At 64.4% G+C, this 17,908-nt stretch carries 14 protein-coding genes; 4 read left to right on the top strand and 10 right to left on the bottom strand.

The features are described from left to right. Window positions 1–3 precede the first annotated feature (3 nt). The 9 genes from K7I12_RS07460 to ltnD form a co-directional block, all read right to left on the bottom strand. On the bottom strand, window positions 4–1,464 hold the full coding sequence (locus K7I12_RS07460; RefSeq protein ID WP_231663761.1) for an aldehyde dehydrogenase family protein: 1,461 nt from the start codon (window positions 1,462–1,464) through the stop codon (window positions 4–6). A 15-nt stretch (window positions 1,465–1,479) separates the two neighbouring features. Beyond that, window positions 1,480–2,754 (bottom strand): TRAP transporter large permease, encoded by a 1,275-nt coding sequence (locus K7I12_RS07465; protein ID WP_031382481.1) that lies wholly within the window; start codon window positions 2,752–2,754, stop codon window positions 1,480–1,482. After that, on the bottom strand, window positions 2,751–3,368 hold the full coding sequence (locus K7I12_RS07470; RefSeq protein WP_035575073.1) for a TRAP transporter small permease: 618 nt from the start codon (window positions 3,366–3,368) through the stop codon (window positions 2,751–2,753). Before K7I12_RS07470 ends, K7I12_RS07465 begins: the two co-directional genes overlap by 4 nt. A gap of 256 nt (window positions 3,369–3,624) precedes the next feature. Then, window positions 3,625–4,641 (bottom strand): TRAP transporter substrate-binding protein, encoded by a 1,017-nt coding sequence (locus K7I12_RS07475; RefSeq protein WP_031382479.1) that lies wholly within the window; start codon window positions 4,639–4,641, stop codon window positions 3,625–3,627. Window positions 4,642–4,709: 68 nt separating this feature from the next. After that, on the bottom strand, window positions 4,710–5,693 hold the full coding sequence (denD, locus tag K7I12_RS07480) for a D-erythronate dehydrogenase (RefSeq protein WP_031382478.1): 984 nt from the start codon (window positions 5,691–5,693) through the stop codon (window positions 4,710–4,712). 50 nt (window positions 5,694–5,743) lie between these two features. Next, window positions 5,744–6,538, bottom strand: a complete 795-nt coding sequence (otnI, locus tag K7I12_RS07485) for a 2-oxo-tetronate isomerase (protein WP_231663763.1) — start codon at window positions 6,536–6,538, stop codon at window positions 5,744–5,746. A gap of 41 nt (window positions 6,539–6,579) precedes the next feature. Next, window positions 6,580–7,227, bottom strand: a complete 648-nt coding sequence (gene otnC, locus K7I12_RS07490; RefSeq protein ID WP_231663765.1) for a 3-oxo-tetronate 4-phosphate decarboxylase — start codon at window positions 7,225–7,227, stop codon at window positions 6,580–6,582. Further along, the gene (otnK, locus tag K7I12_RS07495; RefSeq protein ID WP_031382475.1) at window positions 7,224–8,567 is read right to left on the bottom strand and encodes a 3-oxo-tetronate kinase; all 1,344 of its coding nucleotides are present in this window, start codon (window positions 8,565–8,567) and stop codon (window positions 7,224–7,226) included. Before otnK ends, otnC begins: the two co-directional genes overlap by 4 nt. Then, on the bottom strand, window positions 8,564–9,499 hold the full coding sequence (gene ltnD, locus K7I12_RS07500) for an L-threonate dehydrogenase (protein WP_231663766.1): 936 nt from the start codon (window positions 9,497–9,499) through the stop codon (window positions 8,564–8,566). The genes otnK and ltnD overlap by 4 nt, the downstream gene beginning before the upstream one ends. Window positions 9,500–9,610: 111 nt before the next feature. Between ltnD and K7I12_RS07505 the strand changes: the two genes are divergently transcribed. The 4 genes from K7I12_RS07505 to gnd all read left to right on the top strand — a co-directional run bounded on the left by K7I12_RS07505 (window position 9,611) and on the right by gnd (window position 16,486). Then, window positions 9,611–10,645: a LacI family DNA-binding transcriptional regulator gene (locus K7I12_RS07505; RefSeq protein ID WP_231663767.1), complete on the top strand. Its 1,035-nt coding sequence runs from the start codon at window positions 9,611–9,613 to the stop codon at window positions 10,643–10,645. 395 nt (window positions 10,646–11,040) lie between these two features. After that, a complete protein-coding gene (locus tag K7I12_RS07510; RefSeq protein ID WP_231663768.1) occupies window positions 11,041–13,971 on the top strand; it encodes a ribonucleoside-diphosphate reductase subunit alpha in 2,931 nt (976 codons plus the stop codon). 134 nt (window positions 13,972–14,105) lie between these two features. Then, entirely contained in the window at window positions 14,106–15,365 is a 1,260-nt protein-coding gene (locus tag K7I12_RS07515; protein ID WP_231663769.1) for a ribonucleotide-diphosphate reductase subunit beta, read from the top strand. A gap of 140 nt (window positions 15,366–15,505) precedes the next feature. Further along, on the top strand, window positions 15,506–16,486 hold the full coding sequence (gene gnd / locus K7I12_RS07520; RefSeq protein WP_231663770.1) for a phosphogluconate dehydrogenase (NAD(+)-dependent, decarboxylating): 981 nt from the start codon (window positions 15,506–15,508) through the stop codon (window positions 16,484–16,486). 290 nt (window positions 16,487–16,776) lie between these two features. Here the strand turns inward: gnd and K7I12_RS07525 are convergent, their stop codons facing one another. Beyond that, window positions 16,777–17,712 carry an ornithine cyclodeaminase family protein gene (locus K7I12_RS07525; RefSeq protein WP_231663771.1) on the bottom strand — a complete coding sequence of 312 codons (936 nt, stop codon included), beginning with the start codon at window positions 17,710–17,712 and terminating at the stop codon, window positions 16,777–16,779. Window positions 17,713–17,908: the final 196 nt, after the last annotated feature.

Here is a 17,908-nt window from a genome sequence, read left to right on the forward strand (position 1 = left end):
TCCTCAGCCGTGCTTGATGGCGACGGTTTTCAGTTGCGTATAACTCTTCAACCCCTCGAAGCCCTTCTCGCGGCCATGGCCGGAGCGTCGCACCCCGCCGAACGGCAACTCGATCCCGCCGGCGGCGCCGTAGTTGTTGACGAACACCTGACCGCTGCGGATGCGCTTGGCCAGGCGCAGCTGGCGTCCGCCGTCGCGGGTCCAGATGCCGGCGCACAGACCGAAGTCGGTGGCATTGGCCAGACGCACGGCATCGTCCTCGTCGTCGAAGCGCTGCACCGCCAGCACCGGACCGAACAGCTCCTCGCGCACCACGTCGTGATACTCGGGAATGTCGACGAGCATCTGCGGCACCACGAAGTGACCGCCGCCGGGCGCGCCCCCGGCCACTTGACCGGCGGCCGCGACACGAATGCCATCGTCCTTCGCCGCGGCGAGCCGCACCTCGAGTTTTTCGCGCTGGCGGGCATTGATCAGCGGGCCACAATCCGGGTCCTTCTCGCCGGCATCGCAACGCAGCGCCGAGAAACGCTCGGCAAGAGCGGCAATCACTGCGTCGTAGCAGCTCGCTTCGACCAGCAAGCGGCTGCCCGCCGAGCAGGTCTGGCCGGCGTTCTGGATGATGCCGCGCACTACCGCCGCCAGTGCAGTGTCGAGATCGGCATCGGCGAACACCACCTGCGGGGACTTGCCGCCCAGCTCCATGGTCACGGGCACGTGGTTGGCCGCTGCCGCCTGGGTGACCCGCGTGCCGGTGGCCGGTGAGCCGGTGAACGACAGATGATCGATCAGCGCATGCGCCGACAATGCCGCGCCCGCCTCACTGCCCAGGCCGGGAATCACGTTGAGCACGCCGGGCGGCAGGCCACAGCGCACAGCGATCTGGGCCAGGCGCAGCACGCTCAGGCAGGCGTCCTCGGCGGGCTTGAGGACCACGCTGTTGCCGGCGGCCAGCGCGGCGGCCACGCAGCGCCCGAAGATCTGCGCCGGGTAGTTCCAGGGAATGATCTGGGCACAGACGCCGAACGGCTCGCGCAGGGTCAGCACCGTAAAGTCGTTCTCGAACGGGATCGTCTCGCCATGAAGCTTGTCGGCGGCACCGGCATAGAAGCGGAAGTAGCGTGCGCAGACGGCGATGTCGCCCTTGGCCTGGCTCATCGGCTTGCCGGTATCGGCGCATTCCAGCGCGGCCAGCGCCTCGGCATCGGTGTCGATGGCGGCGGCGAAGGCAAACAGCCACTCGCCGCGCTGGCGGGCCGACCAGCGATGCCATTCGCCCAGTTTGCCGTCGAAGGCGCACCGTGCGGCCCTCACGGCCTCCTCGACATGCTCCGCCCCGCAACGGGCGATCTCGGTGAGCGTCTCGCCGGTGGCCGGCGCTTCCACACGCAGCGTATGGGGGGTCGTTACCCACTCGCCGGCAATCAGCGCAGCGCGGGGTGGCATCTCGGGTAGCTCATGCATGGTTGCTTTCCTCGCTCAGTAAAGAAGATCGACCAACCCCAGCGAGATCCAGGGCAGATAGGTAATCGCCATCAGACAGGCCAGAACCACCAGCACGAAACGCAGCAACCAGGGGATCAGCTGATCGATGGATAGCTTGGCCACCGCACAGGCGGCGAACAGATTGACGCCCAGCGGCGGCGTGAACATGCCCAAGGCCAGGTTGACGACGACGATCAGACCGAAGTGCACCGGATCGATGCCGTACTGCACGGCAATGGGTGTAAAGATCGGTGCCAGCACCAGGATCGCGGCCGAGGTCTCGATGAACATCCCCACCATCAGCAGCATCACGTTGACCGCGAGCAGGAATGCCACCGGGCTATCGAAGACTTGGGTTACCCAGGCAGCCACATCAGAAGGCAGTCCCGAACGACTGATCAGAAAGCTGAACAGTGTAGCGGCAGCGATTATCAACATGATGGTCGTAGTCGAAATCACACTCTGCTTGAAGATTGGCCATAGATCATCGAAGCCTAGTTCGCGGTAGACCAGCCCACCGACGATAAGCGCATAGACGACAGCTACCGCCGAGGCCTCGGTGGGTGTGAATACACCGCCGTAGATGCCGCCGATGACCACCACCGGCATCAGCATTGCCGCCCAGGCCCGCCGGAAGGCAGTGGTGAAATCGTGACGCTCCTCACGATCCCGCAAGCCGTATCCGCGGACCTTGCAGAACAAGTACAAAAACAGCAGCAGCGATCCGCCAATTAATAGCCCCGGCCCAATGCCAGCGATGAACAGCCGCCCGATCGAGGTGTCGGTGCTGACGCCATACAGAATCAGCGGTATCGATGGCGGAATCAGCACGCCCAGTTCGGCGGACGAGGCCTGAATCGAGGCCGCTAGCGGACGTGGATAGTCATGTTTGACCATCGCCGGGATCAGGATCGAGCCGATGGCAAACGTCGTCGCGACACTCGACCCGGACACCGCGGCGAACATCATGCAGGTCAGCACGCAGGTCATCGCCAGCCCGCCCTGCAGCCCACCAACGATTGACTTGGCGAGATCCACCAGACGCTGCGAGATGCCCCCGGCCGCCATCAAGTTGCCCGCCAGAATAAAGAATGGGATCGCCATCAGCGGAAAACTGTCGATTCCGACAAACATTTGCTGCGGCACCATCAACAGCGGCAGCCGCGAGAAGAATTCGATGCCGATGATCGAGGCCAGCAGGATGGACACGGCAATGGGCACGCCCAGGCCGAAAAGGATAATCAGCGAGAGACCGATGGCCAGGTTCATGAGCGCACCCTCCCGGTAGTCGCCGCCGGTTTGACGGAATTCTGCAGCGTGTCACCTTGCGGCGCCTGTCTAGCAGGAGCTGCGGAGATCTCCGGCTTCTTCTCGGGCGGTGCCTCGGCCTCGGCGGGGCCGATCGGTTCGCGTCGGGTCACTTGAGCGGCGATGCGCGCCAGTACTGCGAGCACCGAGAAGGCAGCTCCTACGGGGATGGCGGCGTATGCCCAGGCGATCGAAATTCCCATGCCCGACAATGTCTGTGAGCTTACTCGGATCGTCATTAGCGTGCCGAAATAGACCAGAATCGTCAGCACGACAAGACAGCCGAACGCGACCAGCAGTTCGAGCCATACCAAGGCCCGTGCCGGTACCAGCTTGTAGATGACTTCCACCGCCATCATGTAGCCCCCGCGGAAGCAGGCCGCCGCACCCAGGAACACGCACCAGATCATTGCCGAACGCGACATCACCTCGGACCAGGTCGACGGAGCATTAAATACGAAACGCGTCAGCACCTGGTAGAAGCCCAGCGACACCGAGATGATCAGCATCACCACGGCGGCTATCAGCGCGATGCGTGACGTGAAGCGTTCAAGGCGCAGGAAGAGTTCCAGCATGGCAGTCACCTTGTATCAGCCACCCCACGCGGGGGTGGCAAGGTTTCTAAAGTACTTAGGGCCTGTTGACGTTTCGTCGCGGCCGCGACGGAGGCCCATTGGGTGTAGAACAAGGCATGAGGAGCGTGGTTTGGTTATTCCCAATGAGCGACGAATAACGCAGTACTGCGCCCCATGGACCCCGTCCCGTTGGGTTGCGCGTCAAAGGACGCCATGCGGCGCAGCAACGCGGTTCACGCTGAAACGTCAACAGGCCCTAGTTGCTGCTGGCCAGGCACTCGCTGTTGCGAATCCGGTCGAGCATTTTGCTACCATATTGGTCGGTGTAAACTGAGTAGGAAGGCTCAACGGCCTGCTGAAACTGTGATTTGTCGATATTCTCGACCACCTCCACGCCCTTTTCCTTGAGCGCCTCGACGCCCTCGGTCTCAAGGCGCGACACTTCGGCACGCGTAGCCTCGGCGCCGGCCTTGGCAGCCTGCTTGAACCAGCCCTTTTCCTCTTCGCTGAGGCCATCCCATAGCACTGGCGAGGCAAGCATCACCGCCGGTGAATAGACGTGACCGGTCAACGACAGGTAATCCTGGACCTCCCACAGGTTGCTGGTCAGAATCACCGAGATGGGATTTTCCTGACCATCGACAGTACCCTGCTGCAGCGCCGTGAATAGCTCAGGGAAGGCCATCGGGGTGGGACGTACGCCCATCTCCTCGAAGGCGGCCATATGCATCTTGTTTTCCATGGTGCGAATCTTCAGGCCGGCGGCATCCTCGGGCGTCTTGACCGGACGCACATTATTGGTCAGATGACGGAAGCCATTCTCGGTCCAGGCCAGACCGACCAGGTTATTTTCACCAATCTTATCGAGCAGATCCTGACCAACCGGACCATCCAGTACGCAGCGCGCCTGGTCATAGTTGGCGAACAGAAACGGCAGGTCGAGCACATAGGTCTCGGGTACGAAGTTGCCGAGCGGCCCCGTCGAGGTGATGACTGTATCGATGGTGCCGATCTGCAGCCCTTCGATCATGGCACGTTCGCCGCCCAGGGCGCCGGAAGGGTACTCCTCGACAACGAACTCGCCGTCGCTGAGCTTCTCCAGGGTCTTCTTGAAGGCGTCAACACCGACCGAATAATGGGAATTGTCGGAAGTGGTATGTCCAACCGAGACGGTCTGGGCCGCCAGTGCATTAAAGCTGGCTGTGGCCAGCGTGGCCCCGGCAAGCCCGACGATAACAGTGTTCAGAGCGGTGCGTGCATAGTGAGCTGTCATTGTTGTTTCCTCTTTTAGCGTTGCGCTTCTGGATGATGGCGGCCAAGCCGCCAGATGAACTGTTATGATTATCGGGATCGTTCTCTGGGTGTTTCCTGCTCGGTGATGAAGATGCGTACGATCTCGTGGAAATCGCGATCCCCTACAAAGCCAAGCCGCTCGGCTCGCTGTGTCTCGAAGCGCGCCGGCCAGCTGGCGACGATGGATTCGATGCGCGGGTCGGGCTCGTGACTAACCCGAGCCAGGGCCTCTTCCCCGCCCAGCTCGCGCAGCACTTCGAGCATCGCAGCGACACTCACGGTCAACCCCGGCAGCATCATGCTCCGGTAGGGTGCCAACGCGTCGCCCGGGAGAGTGGCGGCATGCAGCAGCGCGTCGATGACGCGCCCCGGCGACATCACGAACAGCTCAAGCTCGGTGGGCACCGGGCACACGGTCGATTCGCCGCCCAGCGGCTCGCGCAGGATGCTCGAGGCAAAGCTGGAGGCGGCGGCGTTGGGTCGCCCCGGGCGTACCACAATGGTCGGCAGACGCAGCACGCAGCCATCAACCAGGCCGCGCCGGCTGTAGTCGTTGATCAATAGCTCGCACATGGCCTTCTGGGTGCCGTAGGAGCTCTGCGGCGTCAGTGCCGTCATGTCGTCGAGCACCGCCGGTAGCTCACCGCCATAGACGGCCACCGAGCTGGCCATGACCAGACGTGTGTCGGCGAGACCGGCCGCACGGCACCCTTCCAGCAGTGCGCGCGTGGCGTCGAAATTGACCTGCATACCCAGATCCAGGTCGGCCTCGGCCGCCGAACTGACTACGGCAGCGAGGTGATAGATGAGCGCGGGACGCTCGCCGAGCAGGCTATCCAGGGCGCCGGGGCGGGTAATGTCCAGGGCCCGGCAGTCGAGCGTGATGCGCTCGTGGGCCGGCGCTGCCGGCGCGACCCGATCGACGAGCGTCAGGCGCGTCAGCGCCTTGCCGTTGACCTCGCCGCGCTCGAGTAGCGTCCTGGTCAGGCGTTGGCCGAGAAAGCCGGCGGCGCCGGTGATCAATACATGCATCGTCTCTCCTTGTCGTTGTTCGTCACGCACTCGTGGTTACCACTGGTTTATCAAGCCTGCAGGCCATAGGCCTTGCCCCATTTCAGCCCCGTGACAGTCTCCGCCGTCGGCTGGTATTCGCAGCCCACCCAGCCGTCGTAGCCCAGCGCCGCCAGGCGCTCGAGCACCGCCGGATAGTTCACTTCGCCGACATCCGGTTCGTGGCGCCCCGGTACGCCGGCGATCTGCACGTGCCCGAGATAGGGCAACTGCGCCTCGAGATTGGCGAACAGGTTTCCCTCGCTCATCTGGCAGTGATAGACGTCGAACTGCACGCGCAGGTTGTCGGCGCCGACCCGTCCCAGCACCTCGCGGGCCTGGGCCTGGCGGTCGAGGAAGTACCCCGGCATGTCGTGGGTATTGATCGGTTCGATGAGCAGGGTCCGCCCGATCCGGGCCAGTTCCGCCGCGGCATGGCGCAGGTTGTCGATGTAGGTGCTCAGGTGCGCTTCCCGCGTGGCCTCGTCGGCCTCCGCCGGCAGCAGCCCGGCCATGGCGTGCAGGCGCGGGCAGTCGAGGGCCTCGGCGTAGCGCAGCGCCTCGCTGACGCTGTCGCGAAACTCGGCCTCGCGCCCCGGCAGGCTGGCCAGGCCGCGTTCGCCCGCGTCCCAGTCGCCCGGCGGCAGGTTGAACAGCACCTGTTGCAGGCCGTTGTCGCCCAGGGCGGCACGCAGCTCGCGCGGCTCATGGGCGTAGGGAAACAGGTACTCGACGCCACGGAACCCGGCCTTGGCCGCCACCGCGAAGCGCTCGGGAAAGGCGTGCTCGGTGAACAGCATGCTGAGATTGGCGGCCAGTCGGATCATCGGTTCCCTCGTGTCTTGTCGTTGTCGTCGTATCGGATCGCTCAGTCACGCGGAAAACGCGCCTCGAGTTCGTCCACCTGTTTCGGCGTCAGGCAGCGCGGGTTCTGGCCGCGCAGCAGCAGAAACAGCTTGGCGGTTTCCTCGAGTTCCTCGGTGGCGTAGACCGCCGCCTCCAGCGACTTGCCCGCCACCACCGGGCCGTGGTTGGCCAGCAGCACGGCGCTGTGGCGACCGGCCAGCCCCTTCACCGCGTCGCCCAGGGCGGTATCGCCGGGCAGGTGGTACGGCACCAGCGGCAGCCGGCCGACGCGCATCACGTAGTAGGCGGTGAGCGGTGGAATGCAGTCGTCGGTGTCGATGTCCGGCAGGCACGACACCGCCACCGAATGGGTCGAGTGCAGGTGCACGATGGCCTGCGACCGGGGGCGCTCGGCGTACATCGCCATGTGCAGGAAGCTTTCCTTGGTGGGCTTGTCGCCGCCGAGTAGCCCCCCGTCGCGGTCGAGCCGCGAGATGCGCGCCGGGTCGAGCCGCCCCAGGCAGGCGTTGGTCGGCGTCATCAGCCAGCCGCCGTCATCGAGGCGCACGCTGATATTGCCGCTGGAGCCCATGGTCAGGCCGCGGTCGAACAGCGACTTGCCATGGGTGACGATCTGTTCGCGCAGGCGGTTGTCGGCGTGGCGGCTCATGACGTCGCTCCCGGGCCGAGGACCGCGAAGGCCCGGGTGAAAAAGTCGACCCCACCGAAGTTGCCGGACTTGAGCGCCAGCGACAGCGGCGCCTCTCGCCCGGCCACTTGAGTCTGCGTCCACGGCACGCCGGGGTCGATCTGCCCGCCGAGGCGCAGCTCGCTCACCCCCAGCGCCGACACCACCGCACCGGCGGTCTCGCCGCCGGCCACCACCAGCCGGCCGACACCGGCGCCGACCAGTTCGCGGGCCAGCCGGGCCATGGCGCGTTCGACCAGCTCGCCGGCCTGCGCCGCACCCAAACGCTGCTGGGCCTGCTCGACCCGCTCGGGCGGTGCCGAGGCATGGATCAGCACCGGCGTCATCTCGCTCAGGCGTTGGCGGGCAAATACCAGCGCTCCCTCGATCTGGGCATCGCCCTCGGCCAGGGCCAGCGGATCCAGCGCAAAGCCCTCATACGTGCGCAGAAAATGCTCGACCTGGCCCAGCGTGGCCCGCGAACAGCTTCCCGACAGCACCAGGGCCGCGCCACTCGGCGTCGCCAGTTGGCCGGCATTGGCGACCGGCGCCAGCCAGCCGCGCTGGCGATAGACCCCGGGCAGGGCCTGGCCCAGCCCCGACCCGCCGGTGACCAAGGGCAGGTCGGCCAGCGTCTCGGCGAGGACGCTCAGGTCGTTGTCATCGAGGGTGTCGCAGATCACATGACGAATGCCCTCATGCTGCAGCTCGGCCAGGCGCGCCTGGGCGGCCTCGGTGCCCTGGGCCAGGGTGGCATGGGCGAGCAAACCGACCGGATGCGGTGTCTGCCGGGCCAGCACGCGCACCAGGTCGGCGTCCTGCATGGGGTTCAAGGGGTGATGCTGCATGCCGCTGTCGTTGAGCAGTCGATCACCGACGAACAGATGGCCCTGGTAGACGGTGCGTCCGTTGACCGGAAACGCCGGCACCATCACCGTCTGCTCGCCTTGCACGCGCTCTTGCTGGGTCGCCCAAAGACGCTCTTGTTGGATCGCCCGAAGACGCTCAAGCAGGGCATCGGCGACCGGGCCGATATTGCCGCGCGGCGTGGAGTCGAACGTCGAGCAGTACTTGAAGTAGAACTGGCGTGCACCCTGCGCCTGCAGCCAGGCAAGTGCCGCCAGCGAATCGTTCACGGCCTGTTCCACGGGGCAGGAGCGCGATTTGAGCGCCACCACCACGGCGTCGACGTCGACGACGTCGAGCGCGTGATCGGGAACGCCGATGGTCTGGATGCAGCGCATGCCGGCTCGGACTAGATTATTGGCCAGATCGGTGGCGCCGGTGAAATCGTCGGCAATGGCGCCGAGAACGAGGCTCATGTGCCGCCCTCCGCATCGTTGGCGGCGGGCAGCGTGATTCCGGACAGGCGCTGGTAGACCTTGACGACGGCCGAGTCGTCCTCGCGCCCGAACCCGGCACCACTGGCAGCGGTGAACTGCTGCAGGGCGCTGGATGCCACCGGCATGCAGAAGGCCAGCTCGCGCCCGGCCTGGTGCACGATATTGAGATCCTTGACGAAGATATCCACGGTTGAAAGCGGCGTGTAATCGCCCTTGAGGATGTGCGGCACGCGATTCTCGAACATCCAGGAGTTGCCCGCCGAATGTGTGATCACATCAAAGAGCGTGTCGGGGTCGATTCCCATGCGAATGCCCAGCGCCATGGCCTCGGTGGCGGCGGCGATATGCACCCCGGCCAGCAACTGATTGACCAGCTTGACGCTGGAGCCGGCACCGGGGGCATCGCCCAGGCGATGGACCGTCTCGGCCATGGCGTCGAGGACCGGCTTGGCCTTGGCGTAGGCCGCTTCGCTACCCGAGGCCATCACCGACAGCCGCCCTTGGCGCGCCTTGACCGCCCCGCCACTGATCGGAGCATCAAGCATCAGCAAGCCGACGGCGTCGAGCCGTTCGCCAAGCGCCTTGGCATAGCTTGGCGCCACCGTGGCGCACTGCATTACCACGCTGCCCGAAGCCAGCCGATTCACCACACCTGTTTCGCCGAACAGCACCGACTCGACCTGCTCCGCGTTGACTACGATCACCAACACGACGCTACAACGCCTCGCCAGCTCGGCCGGCGTGTCCACGCTGGTACCGCCTCGGGACTCGAAGGCCTCCCGGGCGACATCGCTGATATCGCAGCCGATCACCGCCAGCCCGGCCTCGAGCAGGGCCGTGGCCGTGCCCAGCCCCATGGCCCCCAGGCCGATGACTCCTACTGTTTCGGCGTGCGACGCGCGCTCAACCATCTGGCGGTCTCCCCTATTGTCATATTGTGATGGGATTTGAATGTTAGCGCTAACATCTGGTTTAGATTACCCTCTCAGAACGCGCAAGCGTTGGAAATAGGAGCACGACCAATGTCTAATTCAAAAGCGTCGGAGCGTCGCAAGCGACGGGGTGCCGACAATCCCACCCTGGCCGATGTCGCCCGCGAATCGGGGGTCTCCACGATCACCGTCTCGCGCGTGCTCAACTCTCCCGTCAGCGTGCGCCAGGCCACCCGCGAGCGCGTCGAGGCCGCCATCGAACGGGTCGGCTACGTGCGCAACATGCTCGCCGGCAGCCTGGCCTCGGCTAATTCACGCTTCATTGCGGTAATCGTACCGTCGCTGTCCAACGTGGTGTTCATCGAGGTCATCCATGGCCTGCAGACCACCTTCGAGAAGCATGGCTACCAGATCCTGCTCGGCAATACCGAGTACGACATGCGCCGTGAGCACGAACTGGTACAGACCTTTCTCGGCTGGTCCTCATCCGCCCTGGTGATTACCGGGTTACGCCACGACGAAGCCTGCACTGCCATGCTCAGGCGCTGGCAGAAGCCGGTCATGGAGATCATGGAACTCGGTCAGGGTATCGACCTCAACGTCGGCCTGTCGCACTACGCTGCCGGGCGCTGCATGGCGCAGCATCTGCTCGACCGAGGGTATCGGCGTATCGTGTATGCCGGTGCGCAGATGGAAGGCAACTATCGCGCCCGACTGCGCTACGACGGCCATCGCGATCTGCTGCAGCAGTACGGTCTGGAAGCGCCATTGGAGGAATGGCCGGACGTCAGCGCGCTGGAAATTGGCGCCAAGGCGTTGCGCCACGTGATGGTTCAGCGGTCAGGCACCGAGGCCATTCACTTCGCCGACGATACCCTGGCCACCGGCGCCATTCTGGATGCCAACCGGACGGGAATCCGCGTACCCGACGACGTTGCCATTGCCGGTTTCACCGGGTTGCCCTTCGGCCAGCACATCACCCCCCGATTGACGACGATCGTGTCGCCGCGAGAGGCCATCGGCCGCATTGCCGCGGAGCAGGTCATCGCACGCATCAAGGGACAGGCCGTGAAACCATCGGTTTACGATGTCGGTTTCGAACTTTGCGTGGGAGAAAGCGCATAGCACGGCAACCGTTGCTCCCGCTCAAACGGCCATAGGATGGCACTCAGGCCTCCGCCACGAAGACGCTGACCCGATGTAGCAGCCGATGCTTCTTCGTCGACGCTCGAAAAAAATTCTTCAACGCCGTGAAACCCACAACCATGCGGCCTGACGAAAACAGCGTTGACCCCGCCGCAAAGAGTCACAAGTTACCCACAGGTTATTCACTTGCCGACAGTCAAAAGCCACATTATCTTGTGCTCTTACATGGCATGACCACAATATACTGTGACACCTGGCAATTCAGAAAAAACCCTGTCAATGGTCCTTAACGCGCTGAAACCGTCGCCTTTTTGGCCTCGAAGCACCCTGGACAGCGTTTTCATTTCACCATCTCACTAACGGAACCCGGCATCATGGAAACCACACTCGATCCCGGCAAGACGGCCCTGAACACGACTGCACCGAAACAGCTGCGCGTCATCAAGCGCGGCGGCGGCGGCGCCGCGTTCGACGCCAGCAAGATTTCCGTGGCCATGACCAAGGCCTTCATCGCGGTCGAGGGTGACAATGCCGGAACTTCGTCGCGGGTCCGCGACTTCGTCGCCGAGGCCACCGCGCAGATCGCCGAGGCCTTCCAGCGCCGCATGCCCGACGGCGGCACGCTGCACATCGAGGACATCCAGGACCAGGTCGAGCTGGCGCTGATGCGCGCCGGCGAGCAGAAGGTCGCGCGCGCCTACGTGCTCTATCGCGAGGAGCATGCCCGTGCTCGCCAGGCCAGCGGCGGCGATATCCAAAAGCCGCACCCGACGCTCAACGTCACCCTCGCCGACGGCAGCGTCCGTCCGCTCGACCTGGGCCGTGTCGAGACGCTGGTGAATGACGCCTGCGCCGAGCTCGACAACGTCGATGCCAAGAAGATCGTCGACGACTCGCTGAAGAATCTCTACGACGGCGTGTCGCTGGACGGCGTGGCCACCGCGCTGATGATGACCGCGCGCACGCTGGTCGAGAAGGAGCCCAACTACACCTACGTCACCGCGCGGCTATTGCAGGACAACCTGCGCCGCGAGGCGCTCTCGTTCCTGGGCATCGCCGAGGAGGCCACCTACCAGGAGATGGCCGAGTTCTACAAGCCGGCCTTCAAGGCCTACATCGCCAAGGGCATCGAGTTCGAACAGCTCGACCCGCAGCTTGCCGAGTTCGACCTCGAACGTCTCGGCGATGCGCTCGATCACGGCCGCGACAACCAGTTCACCTATCTCGGCCTGCAGACGCTCTACGATCGTTACTTCATCCATCGCGACGATGTGCGCTACGAACTGCCGCAGGTGATGTTCATGCGCGTCGCCATGGGCCTGGCGCTCAACGAGGACGACCGCGAAGCGCGCGCCATCGAGTTCTACGAGCTGCTGTCGAGCTTCGACTACATGGCCTCGACGCCGACGCTGTTCAACGCCGGCACCGTGCGCAGCCAGCTTTCCAGCTGCTACCTGACCACCGTGCCCGACCAGCTCGACGGCATCTACAGCGCGATCCGCGACAACGCCCTGCTCTCCAAGTGGGCCGGCGGGCTGGGCAACGACTGGACGCCGGTGCGCGCGCTGGGCTCCTACATCAAGGGCACCAACGGCAAGAGCCAGGGCGTGGTGCCGTTCCTCAAGGTGGTCAACGACACCGCCGTCGCCGTCAACCAGGGCGGCAAGCGCAAGGGCGCGGTGTGCGCCTATCTCGAGACCTGGCACCTGGACATCGAGGAGTTCATCGAGCTGCGCAAGAACACCGGCGACGACCGCCGCCGCACCCACGACATGAACACCGCCAACTGGGTGCCGGACCTGTTCATGAAGCGGGTGTTCGACGACCAGGAGTGGACGCTGTTCTCTCCCTCCACCTGCCCGGACCTGCACGACCTGTACGGCGCCGCCTTCGAGAAGCGCTACGCCGAGTACGAGGCGATGACCTACACCGGCCAACTCACGCTCTACAAGCGCGTCAAGGCCAAGGACCTGTGGCGCAAGATGCTGTCGATGCTGTTCGAGACCGGCCACCCGTGGGTCACCTTCAAGGATCCCTGCAACCTGCGCAGCCCGCAGCAGCACGCCGGCGTGGTCCACAGCTCCAACCTGTGCACCGAGATCACCCTGAACACCAGTGCCGACGAGATCGCGGTCTGCAACCTGGGCTCGATCAACCTTTCCCAGCACGTCGTCGACGGCGTGTTCGACGGCGACAAGCTCGGCAAGACCGTGCGCACCGCCGTGCGGATGCTCGATAACGTCATCGACATCAACTACTACGCGGTGCCGCAGGCCAGGAACTCCAACTTCAAGCATCGCCCGGTGGGGCTCGGCATCATGGGTTTCCAGGATGCGCTGTACAAGCAGGGCATCGCCTACGCCTCCGACGCCGCGGTGAGCTTCGCCGACACCTCCATGGAACTGGTCAGCTATCACGCCATCGAGGCCTCCTCGGATCTCGCCGCCGAGCGCGGCCAGTACCAGAGCTACGATGGCTCGTTGTGGAGTCAGGGCATCCTGCCCATCGACTCGATCGACAAGCTGAAACAGGAGCGCGGCGCCGACTACATCGAAGTCGACACCTCGACCACCCGGGACTGGGACCGTATCCGCGCCAAGCTCGCCAGCCAGGGCATGCGCAACTCCAACGTGATGGCGATCGCGCCCACCGCGACGATCTCCAACATCTGCGGCGTCTCGCAGTCGATCGAGCCGACCTATCAGAACCTGTTCGTCAAGTCGAACCTGTCCGGCGAGTTCACCGTGGTCAACGCCCACATGGTCAACGACCTCAAGGCGCGCGGCCTGTGGGACGAGGTGATGATCAACGACCTCAAGTACTACGACGGTTCGTTACAGCCCATCGACCGCGTGCCGGACGATCTCAAGGCGCGCTACGCCACCGCCTTCGAGGTCGAGCCCAAGTGGCTGGTGGATGCCGCCTCGCGTCGCCAGAAGTGGATCGACCAGGCCCAGTCGCTGAACCTGTACATCGCCGGGGTCTCGGGCAAGAAGCTCGACGTCACCTACCGCATGGCCTGGTATCGCGGCCTCAAGACCACCTACTACCTGCGCGCGCTGAGCGCCTCGGCGGTCGAGAAGTCCACCGTCGATCGCGGCCGACTCAACGCCGTGGGCAACGGCAGTGCCCCAACGCCCGAGCCGAGCGCCGCGCAGCCGGCCGCATCGGCCGCACCCACGGCCAGCGCCGGCACCCAGGAAGCGCGCGGTATCGACGACTTCCTCACCGGCAAGGGCGGCAGCGGCTCCCGCGCGCCCTCGGCCGGGGAGATCGACGAACTGGGCTGCGAGGCCTGCCAGTAACCCGGCCACGAGCTTCGGGCAGCGAGCCGCTCGTAGCTCGTAGCTCGTAGCTCGTAGCTCGTAGCTCGTAGCTCACACAGTCTAGCCACCGGCGTCATGCCCTGACGCCGCCAGCGAAAGAACAGGACAGCCATATGTTGAACTGGGACGAATTCCACGAAGACGACACGCCCGCCGCCGAACAGGCCAAGCCACAGCCGGCCGCGCCGAAGCCGGCCGCGCCGAAGCCGGCTGCACCGAAGCCAGCCGTGCAGGACGCCGTCGCGGAGAGCGCCAGCCGCTATCAGGTCGGCGACAACGAGCGCCTGGCACGCGCCAGGCAATCGCTGGAAGAGCTCGACGTCGCCGCCGGCCTGGAAGAGCTCGAGATGGGCGCGGCGCGCATCGAGGTCGACGACAAGACGATGATCAACGCCCGCGCCGATCTCAACCAGCTGGTGCCCTTCAAGTACGACTGGGCCTGGCAGAAGTATCTCGACGGCTCCGCCAACCACTGGATGCCGCAAGAGATCAACATGAACGCCGACATCGCGCTGTGGAAGAGCACCGACGGCCTGACCGCCGACGAGCGGCGCATCGTCGAGCGCAGCCTGGGCTACTTCTCCACCGCCGATTCGCTGGTCGCCAACAACCTGGTGCTGGCGGTCTACCGGCTGATCACCAACCCCGAATGCCGCCAGTACCTGCTGCGCCAGGCCTTCGAGGAAGCGATCCACACCCACGCCTACCAGTACTGCGTGGAATCGCTGGGCATGGACGAAGGCGAAGTCTTCAACATGTACCGCGAAGTGCCCTCGGTCGCCGCCAAGGCCGCCTGGAGCCTCAAGCACACCCAGTCGCTGTCGCGCCCGGACTTCCAGACCGGCACCCCGGAGACCGACCAGGAGCTGCTGCGCAACCTGATCGCCTTCTATTGCGTCACCGAGGGCATCTTCTTCTACTGCGGCTTCAGCCAGATCCTGTCGATGGGCCGGCGCAACAAGATGACCGGCGTCGCCGAGCAGTTCCAGTACATCCTGCGCGACGAGTCGATGCACCTGAACTTCGGCGTCGACATGATCAACCAGATCAAGATCGAGAACCCCGACCTGTGGACGCCCGCGTTCCAGGACGAGGTCACCCAGATGATCCTCGAGGGCACCGAGCTGGAAGTCGCCTATGCCCGCGACACCATGCCCCGCGGCGTGCTGGGCATGAACGCGGCGATCATGGAGGAATACCTGCACTTCATCTGCAACCGCCGCCTGGCCCAGATCGGCCTGAAGGAGCAGTTCCCCGGCGCCAGCAATCCCTTCCCGTGGATGAGCGAGATCATCGACCTGCGCAAGGAGAAGAACTTCTTCGAGACCCGGGTCACCGAATACCAGGTCGGCGGTGCGCTGAGCTGGGATTAATCGCCCTTTATCGACGACGGAATGGGCCATGCCGACGCATGGCCCATTTTATTGCGCGGGCGTCGATCATGGTCAAAGCCACCGGCCGACGCTAGCCTTTAGTGCCACGAAAGCGCCACGAATCAGCAAAGGATCACAGCATGCAACTCGGCATCATCGGACTCGGCCGCATGGGCGGCAACATCGCCCGTCGCCTGATGGGCAAGGGCCACGAGATCGTCGCCTACGACCAGAACACTCAGGCCGTCGACGCCCTGACCCGGGATGGCGCCAGCGGCGCCAAGAGCCTGACCGAGCTGGTCGCCAACCTGGCCAAGCCACGTGCGGTATGGGTGATGCTGCCGGCCGGCGAGGCCACCGAGACGACGATCATGGCGCTTGCCGAGGTGATGGACGCAGACGACGTGATCATCGACGGCGGCAACAGCTTCTACAAGGACGACATCCGCCGCGCCCGGACCCTCAGGGAACAGGCCATCCACTACGTCGACGTCGGCACCTCCGGCGGCGTGTGGGGGCTCGAGCGCGGCTACTGCATGATGGTCGGCGCCGAGCGTGCGATCTTCGAGCGCCTCGATGCGCTGTTCGACAGCCTGGCCCCCGGTTACGGCACCATCGAGCGCACCCAGGGCCGCCATGCACCCGACGACCGGGCCGAACGCGGCTATATCCATGCCGGCCCGGTAGGCGCCGGGCACTTCGTCAAGATGGTCCACAACGGCATCGAGTACGGCCTGATGCAGGCCTATGCCGAAGGCTTCGACATCATGAAGACCAAGTCGTCGCCGGCGTTGCCCGAAGAGGAGCGCTTCGAGCTTGACCTGGCCGACATCGCCGAAGTCTGGCGGCGCGGCAGTGTGGTTTCTTCCTGGCTACTCGACCTGACCGCCCAGGCGCTGGCCGGCGATGACCGGCTCGACAACTTCACCGGCGCGGTCGCCGACAGTGGCGAAGGGCGCTGGACCATTGACGCCGCGGTCGAACAGGGCGTGCCCACCCCGGTACTGGCCAACGCTCTGTTCGCGCGTTTCAACTCGCGCAAGGACAGCACCTACGCCAATCGTTTGCTCTCAGCGATGCGCTTCGGTTTCGGCGGCCACGTCGAACCGCCCTCGCAGTAACCTCGGCACGCGCTGGCCGCGGTATCGCTAGGGATATCAATCGCCTACCCCAAGCGTCCGCTGCCAGCGCTTTTCAAGCGGACCAAGGCCGCTGGGCCCGAACAGTGCGCACGATTCGCCCCGATACCAGGCCCACATCTGATCGCCATAGCTATAGTGCCACTACTCGCTGGGCAGGTTGGTAAAGCCGGCATCAACCATGGCGTGGTAAAGCACTCGCCGCCGATCACGGTGCTGCGCGGCTCCTTGCCATGGATTGCATAATGCCTGCCTCGCTCAGCGTGCCAATGTCATGATTCAAGCTTCTCCCACACTTCGATTGCTGCCGCGAGATCCTCGAGCGACGCACCGACCGACTTGAACAAGGTCACCGCTTGCGAGCTACTGCGCCCCGGCGAGGCGCCACTGATCAATTCACGCAACTCGCCACGAATATCACCGAATTGGAAATCGCCCTCTTCAATGGCGTGGTGAATATCACCAGCTTCACCTTTGGCCCCCTCATACGTATCGACGAATACCTCCGCACGGCTCAGACATGCGCCGTCGCTTTCACGCATGGTCGGGCGAAATGCACCCACCAGGTCCAGATGCGTACCGGGGTGTAGCCACTCGCCGCGAATCAGCGGCTGGCTGCTCAGTGTCGCGCAACTGACGATGTCGGCCGAGGCAACCGCCTCGTCTAGCGACGTGACCACCTCACAGTCGAAGCGGTCCGCGTAAGCCTCGGCGAGATGTTGCGCCTTCTCCGGGTGGCGCCCCCAAATCTTGACGCGTGAGATAGGACGCACGGCGGCGTGCGCTTCGATCAGCATGGGCGCCAGCTTGCCGGTGCCGACCATCACTAGCGTCTTGGCATCCTCACGAGACAGATGCCGACTGGCGACCGCCGAGGCAGCGGCGGTACGCCGGCGAGTCAATTCGCTACCTTCGATACAGGCCAGTGGTTGGCCTGTATCCCCATCGCACAACAGGTAGACGCCCGAGATCGCCGGCAAGCCTCGGTCGGCATTGTGGGGAAAGACATTCACCATTTTCGTGCCGATATAGCCTGCTTTCTGCCACGCCGGCATCAATAGCAAGGTCGCCTCTCCCGCGTCGCGCGGGATGGCGTGATGGTGGCGCAACGGCGTTTCGATACTGCCGTCGAAACACGCTTCCAGGCGCTCGATCAACGCCGGCCATGCCAAGGCGTCGCTGACCTCCTGCGCGGATACTGTACGCATCTTACTCTCCTGTGGTTGCTGCAATCGCCATATCGCACAGAAGACACTGCACGATTGCAGCGGCGAAAGAATGAAGGACCCAACGGCCAGCGCTATTTATCACGCGGAGAGTCAATGACCGGGACCCGGCAGCTCCCCATATAAAACTCAACAGTCCCTGTGCCAAATTAGAACAATCCAGTCCTACTCCCATTAA

The organism is Halomonas sp. IOP_31, from assembly GCF_021151495.1.
GTDB classification, from domain to species: Bacteria; Pseudomonadota; Gammaproteobacteria; order Pseudomonadales; family Halomonadaceae; genus Modicisalibacter; species Modicisalibacter zincidurans.

Bases quoted from the DNA above. Each gene is read 5' to 3' on its own strand.
- K7I12_RS07460 (WP_231663761.1), bottom strand. From the start codon at position 1,464: ATGCATGAGCTACCCGAGATGCCACCCCGCGCTGCGCTGATTGCCGGC.
- K7I12_RS07465 (WP_031382481.1), bottom strand. From the start codon at position 2,754: ATGAACCTGGCCATCGGTCTCTCGCTGATTATCCTTTTCGGCCTGGGC.
- K7I12_RS07470 (WP_035575073.1), bottom strand. From the start codon at position 3,368: ATGCTGGAACTCTTCCTGCGCCTTGAACGCTTCACGTCACGCATCGCG.
- K7I12_RS07475 (WP_031382479.1), bottom strand. From the start codon at position 4,641: ATGACAGCTCACTATGCACGCACCGCTCTGAACACTGTTATCGTCGGG.
- denD (WP_031382478.1), bottom strand. From the start codon at position 5,693: ATGCATGTATTGATCACCGGCGCCGCCGGCTTTCTCGGCCAACGCCTG.
- otnI (WP_231663763.1), bottom strand. From the start codon at position 6,538: ATGATCCGACTGGCCGCCAATCTCAGCATGCTGTTCACCGAGCACGCC.
- otnC (WP_231663765.1), bottom strand. From the start codon at position 7,227: ATGAGCCGCCACGCCGACAACCGCCTGCGCGAACAGATCGTCACCCAT.
- otnK (WP_031382475.1), bottom strand. From the start codon at position 8,567: ATGAGCCTCGTTCTCGGCGCCATTGCCGACGATTTCACCGGCGCCACC.
- ltnD (WP_231663766.1), bottom strand. From the start codon at position 9,499: ATGGTTGAGCGCGCGTCGCACGCCGAAACAGTAGGAGTCATCGGCCTG.
- K7I12_RS07505 (WP_231663767.1), top strand. From the start codon at position 9,611: ATGTCTAATTCAAAAGCGTCGGAGCGTCGCAAGCGACGGGGTGCCGAC.
- K7I12_RS07510 (WP_231663768.1), top strand. From the start codon at position 11,041: ATGGAAACCACACTCGATCCCGGCAAGACGGCCCTGAACACGACTGCA.
- K7I12_RS07515 (WP_231663769.1), top strand. From the start codon at position 14,106: ATGTTGAACTGGGACGAATTCCACGAAGACGACACGCCCGCCGCCGAA.
- gnd (WP_231663770.1), top strand. From the start codon at position 15,506: ATGCAACTCGGCATCATCGGACTCGGCCGCATGGGCGGCAACATCGCC.
- K7I12_RS07525 (WP_231663771.1), bottom strand. From the start codon at position 17,712: ATGCGTACAGTATCCGCGCAGGAGGTCAGCGACGCCTTGGCATGGCCG.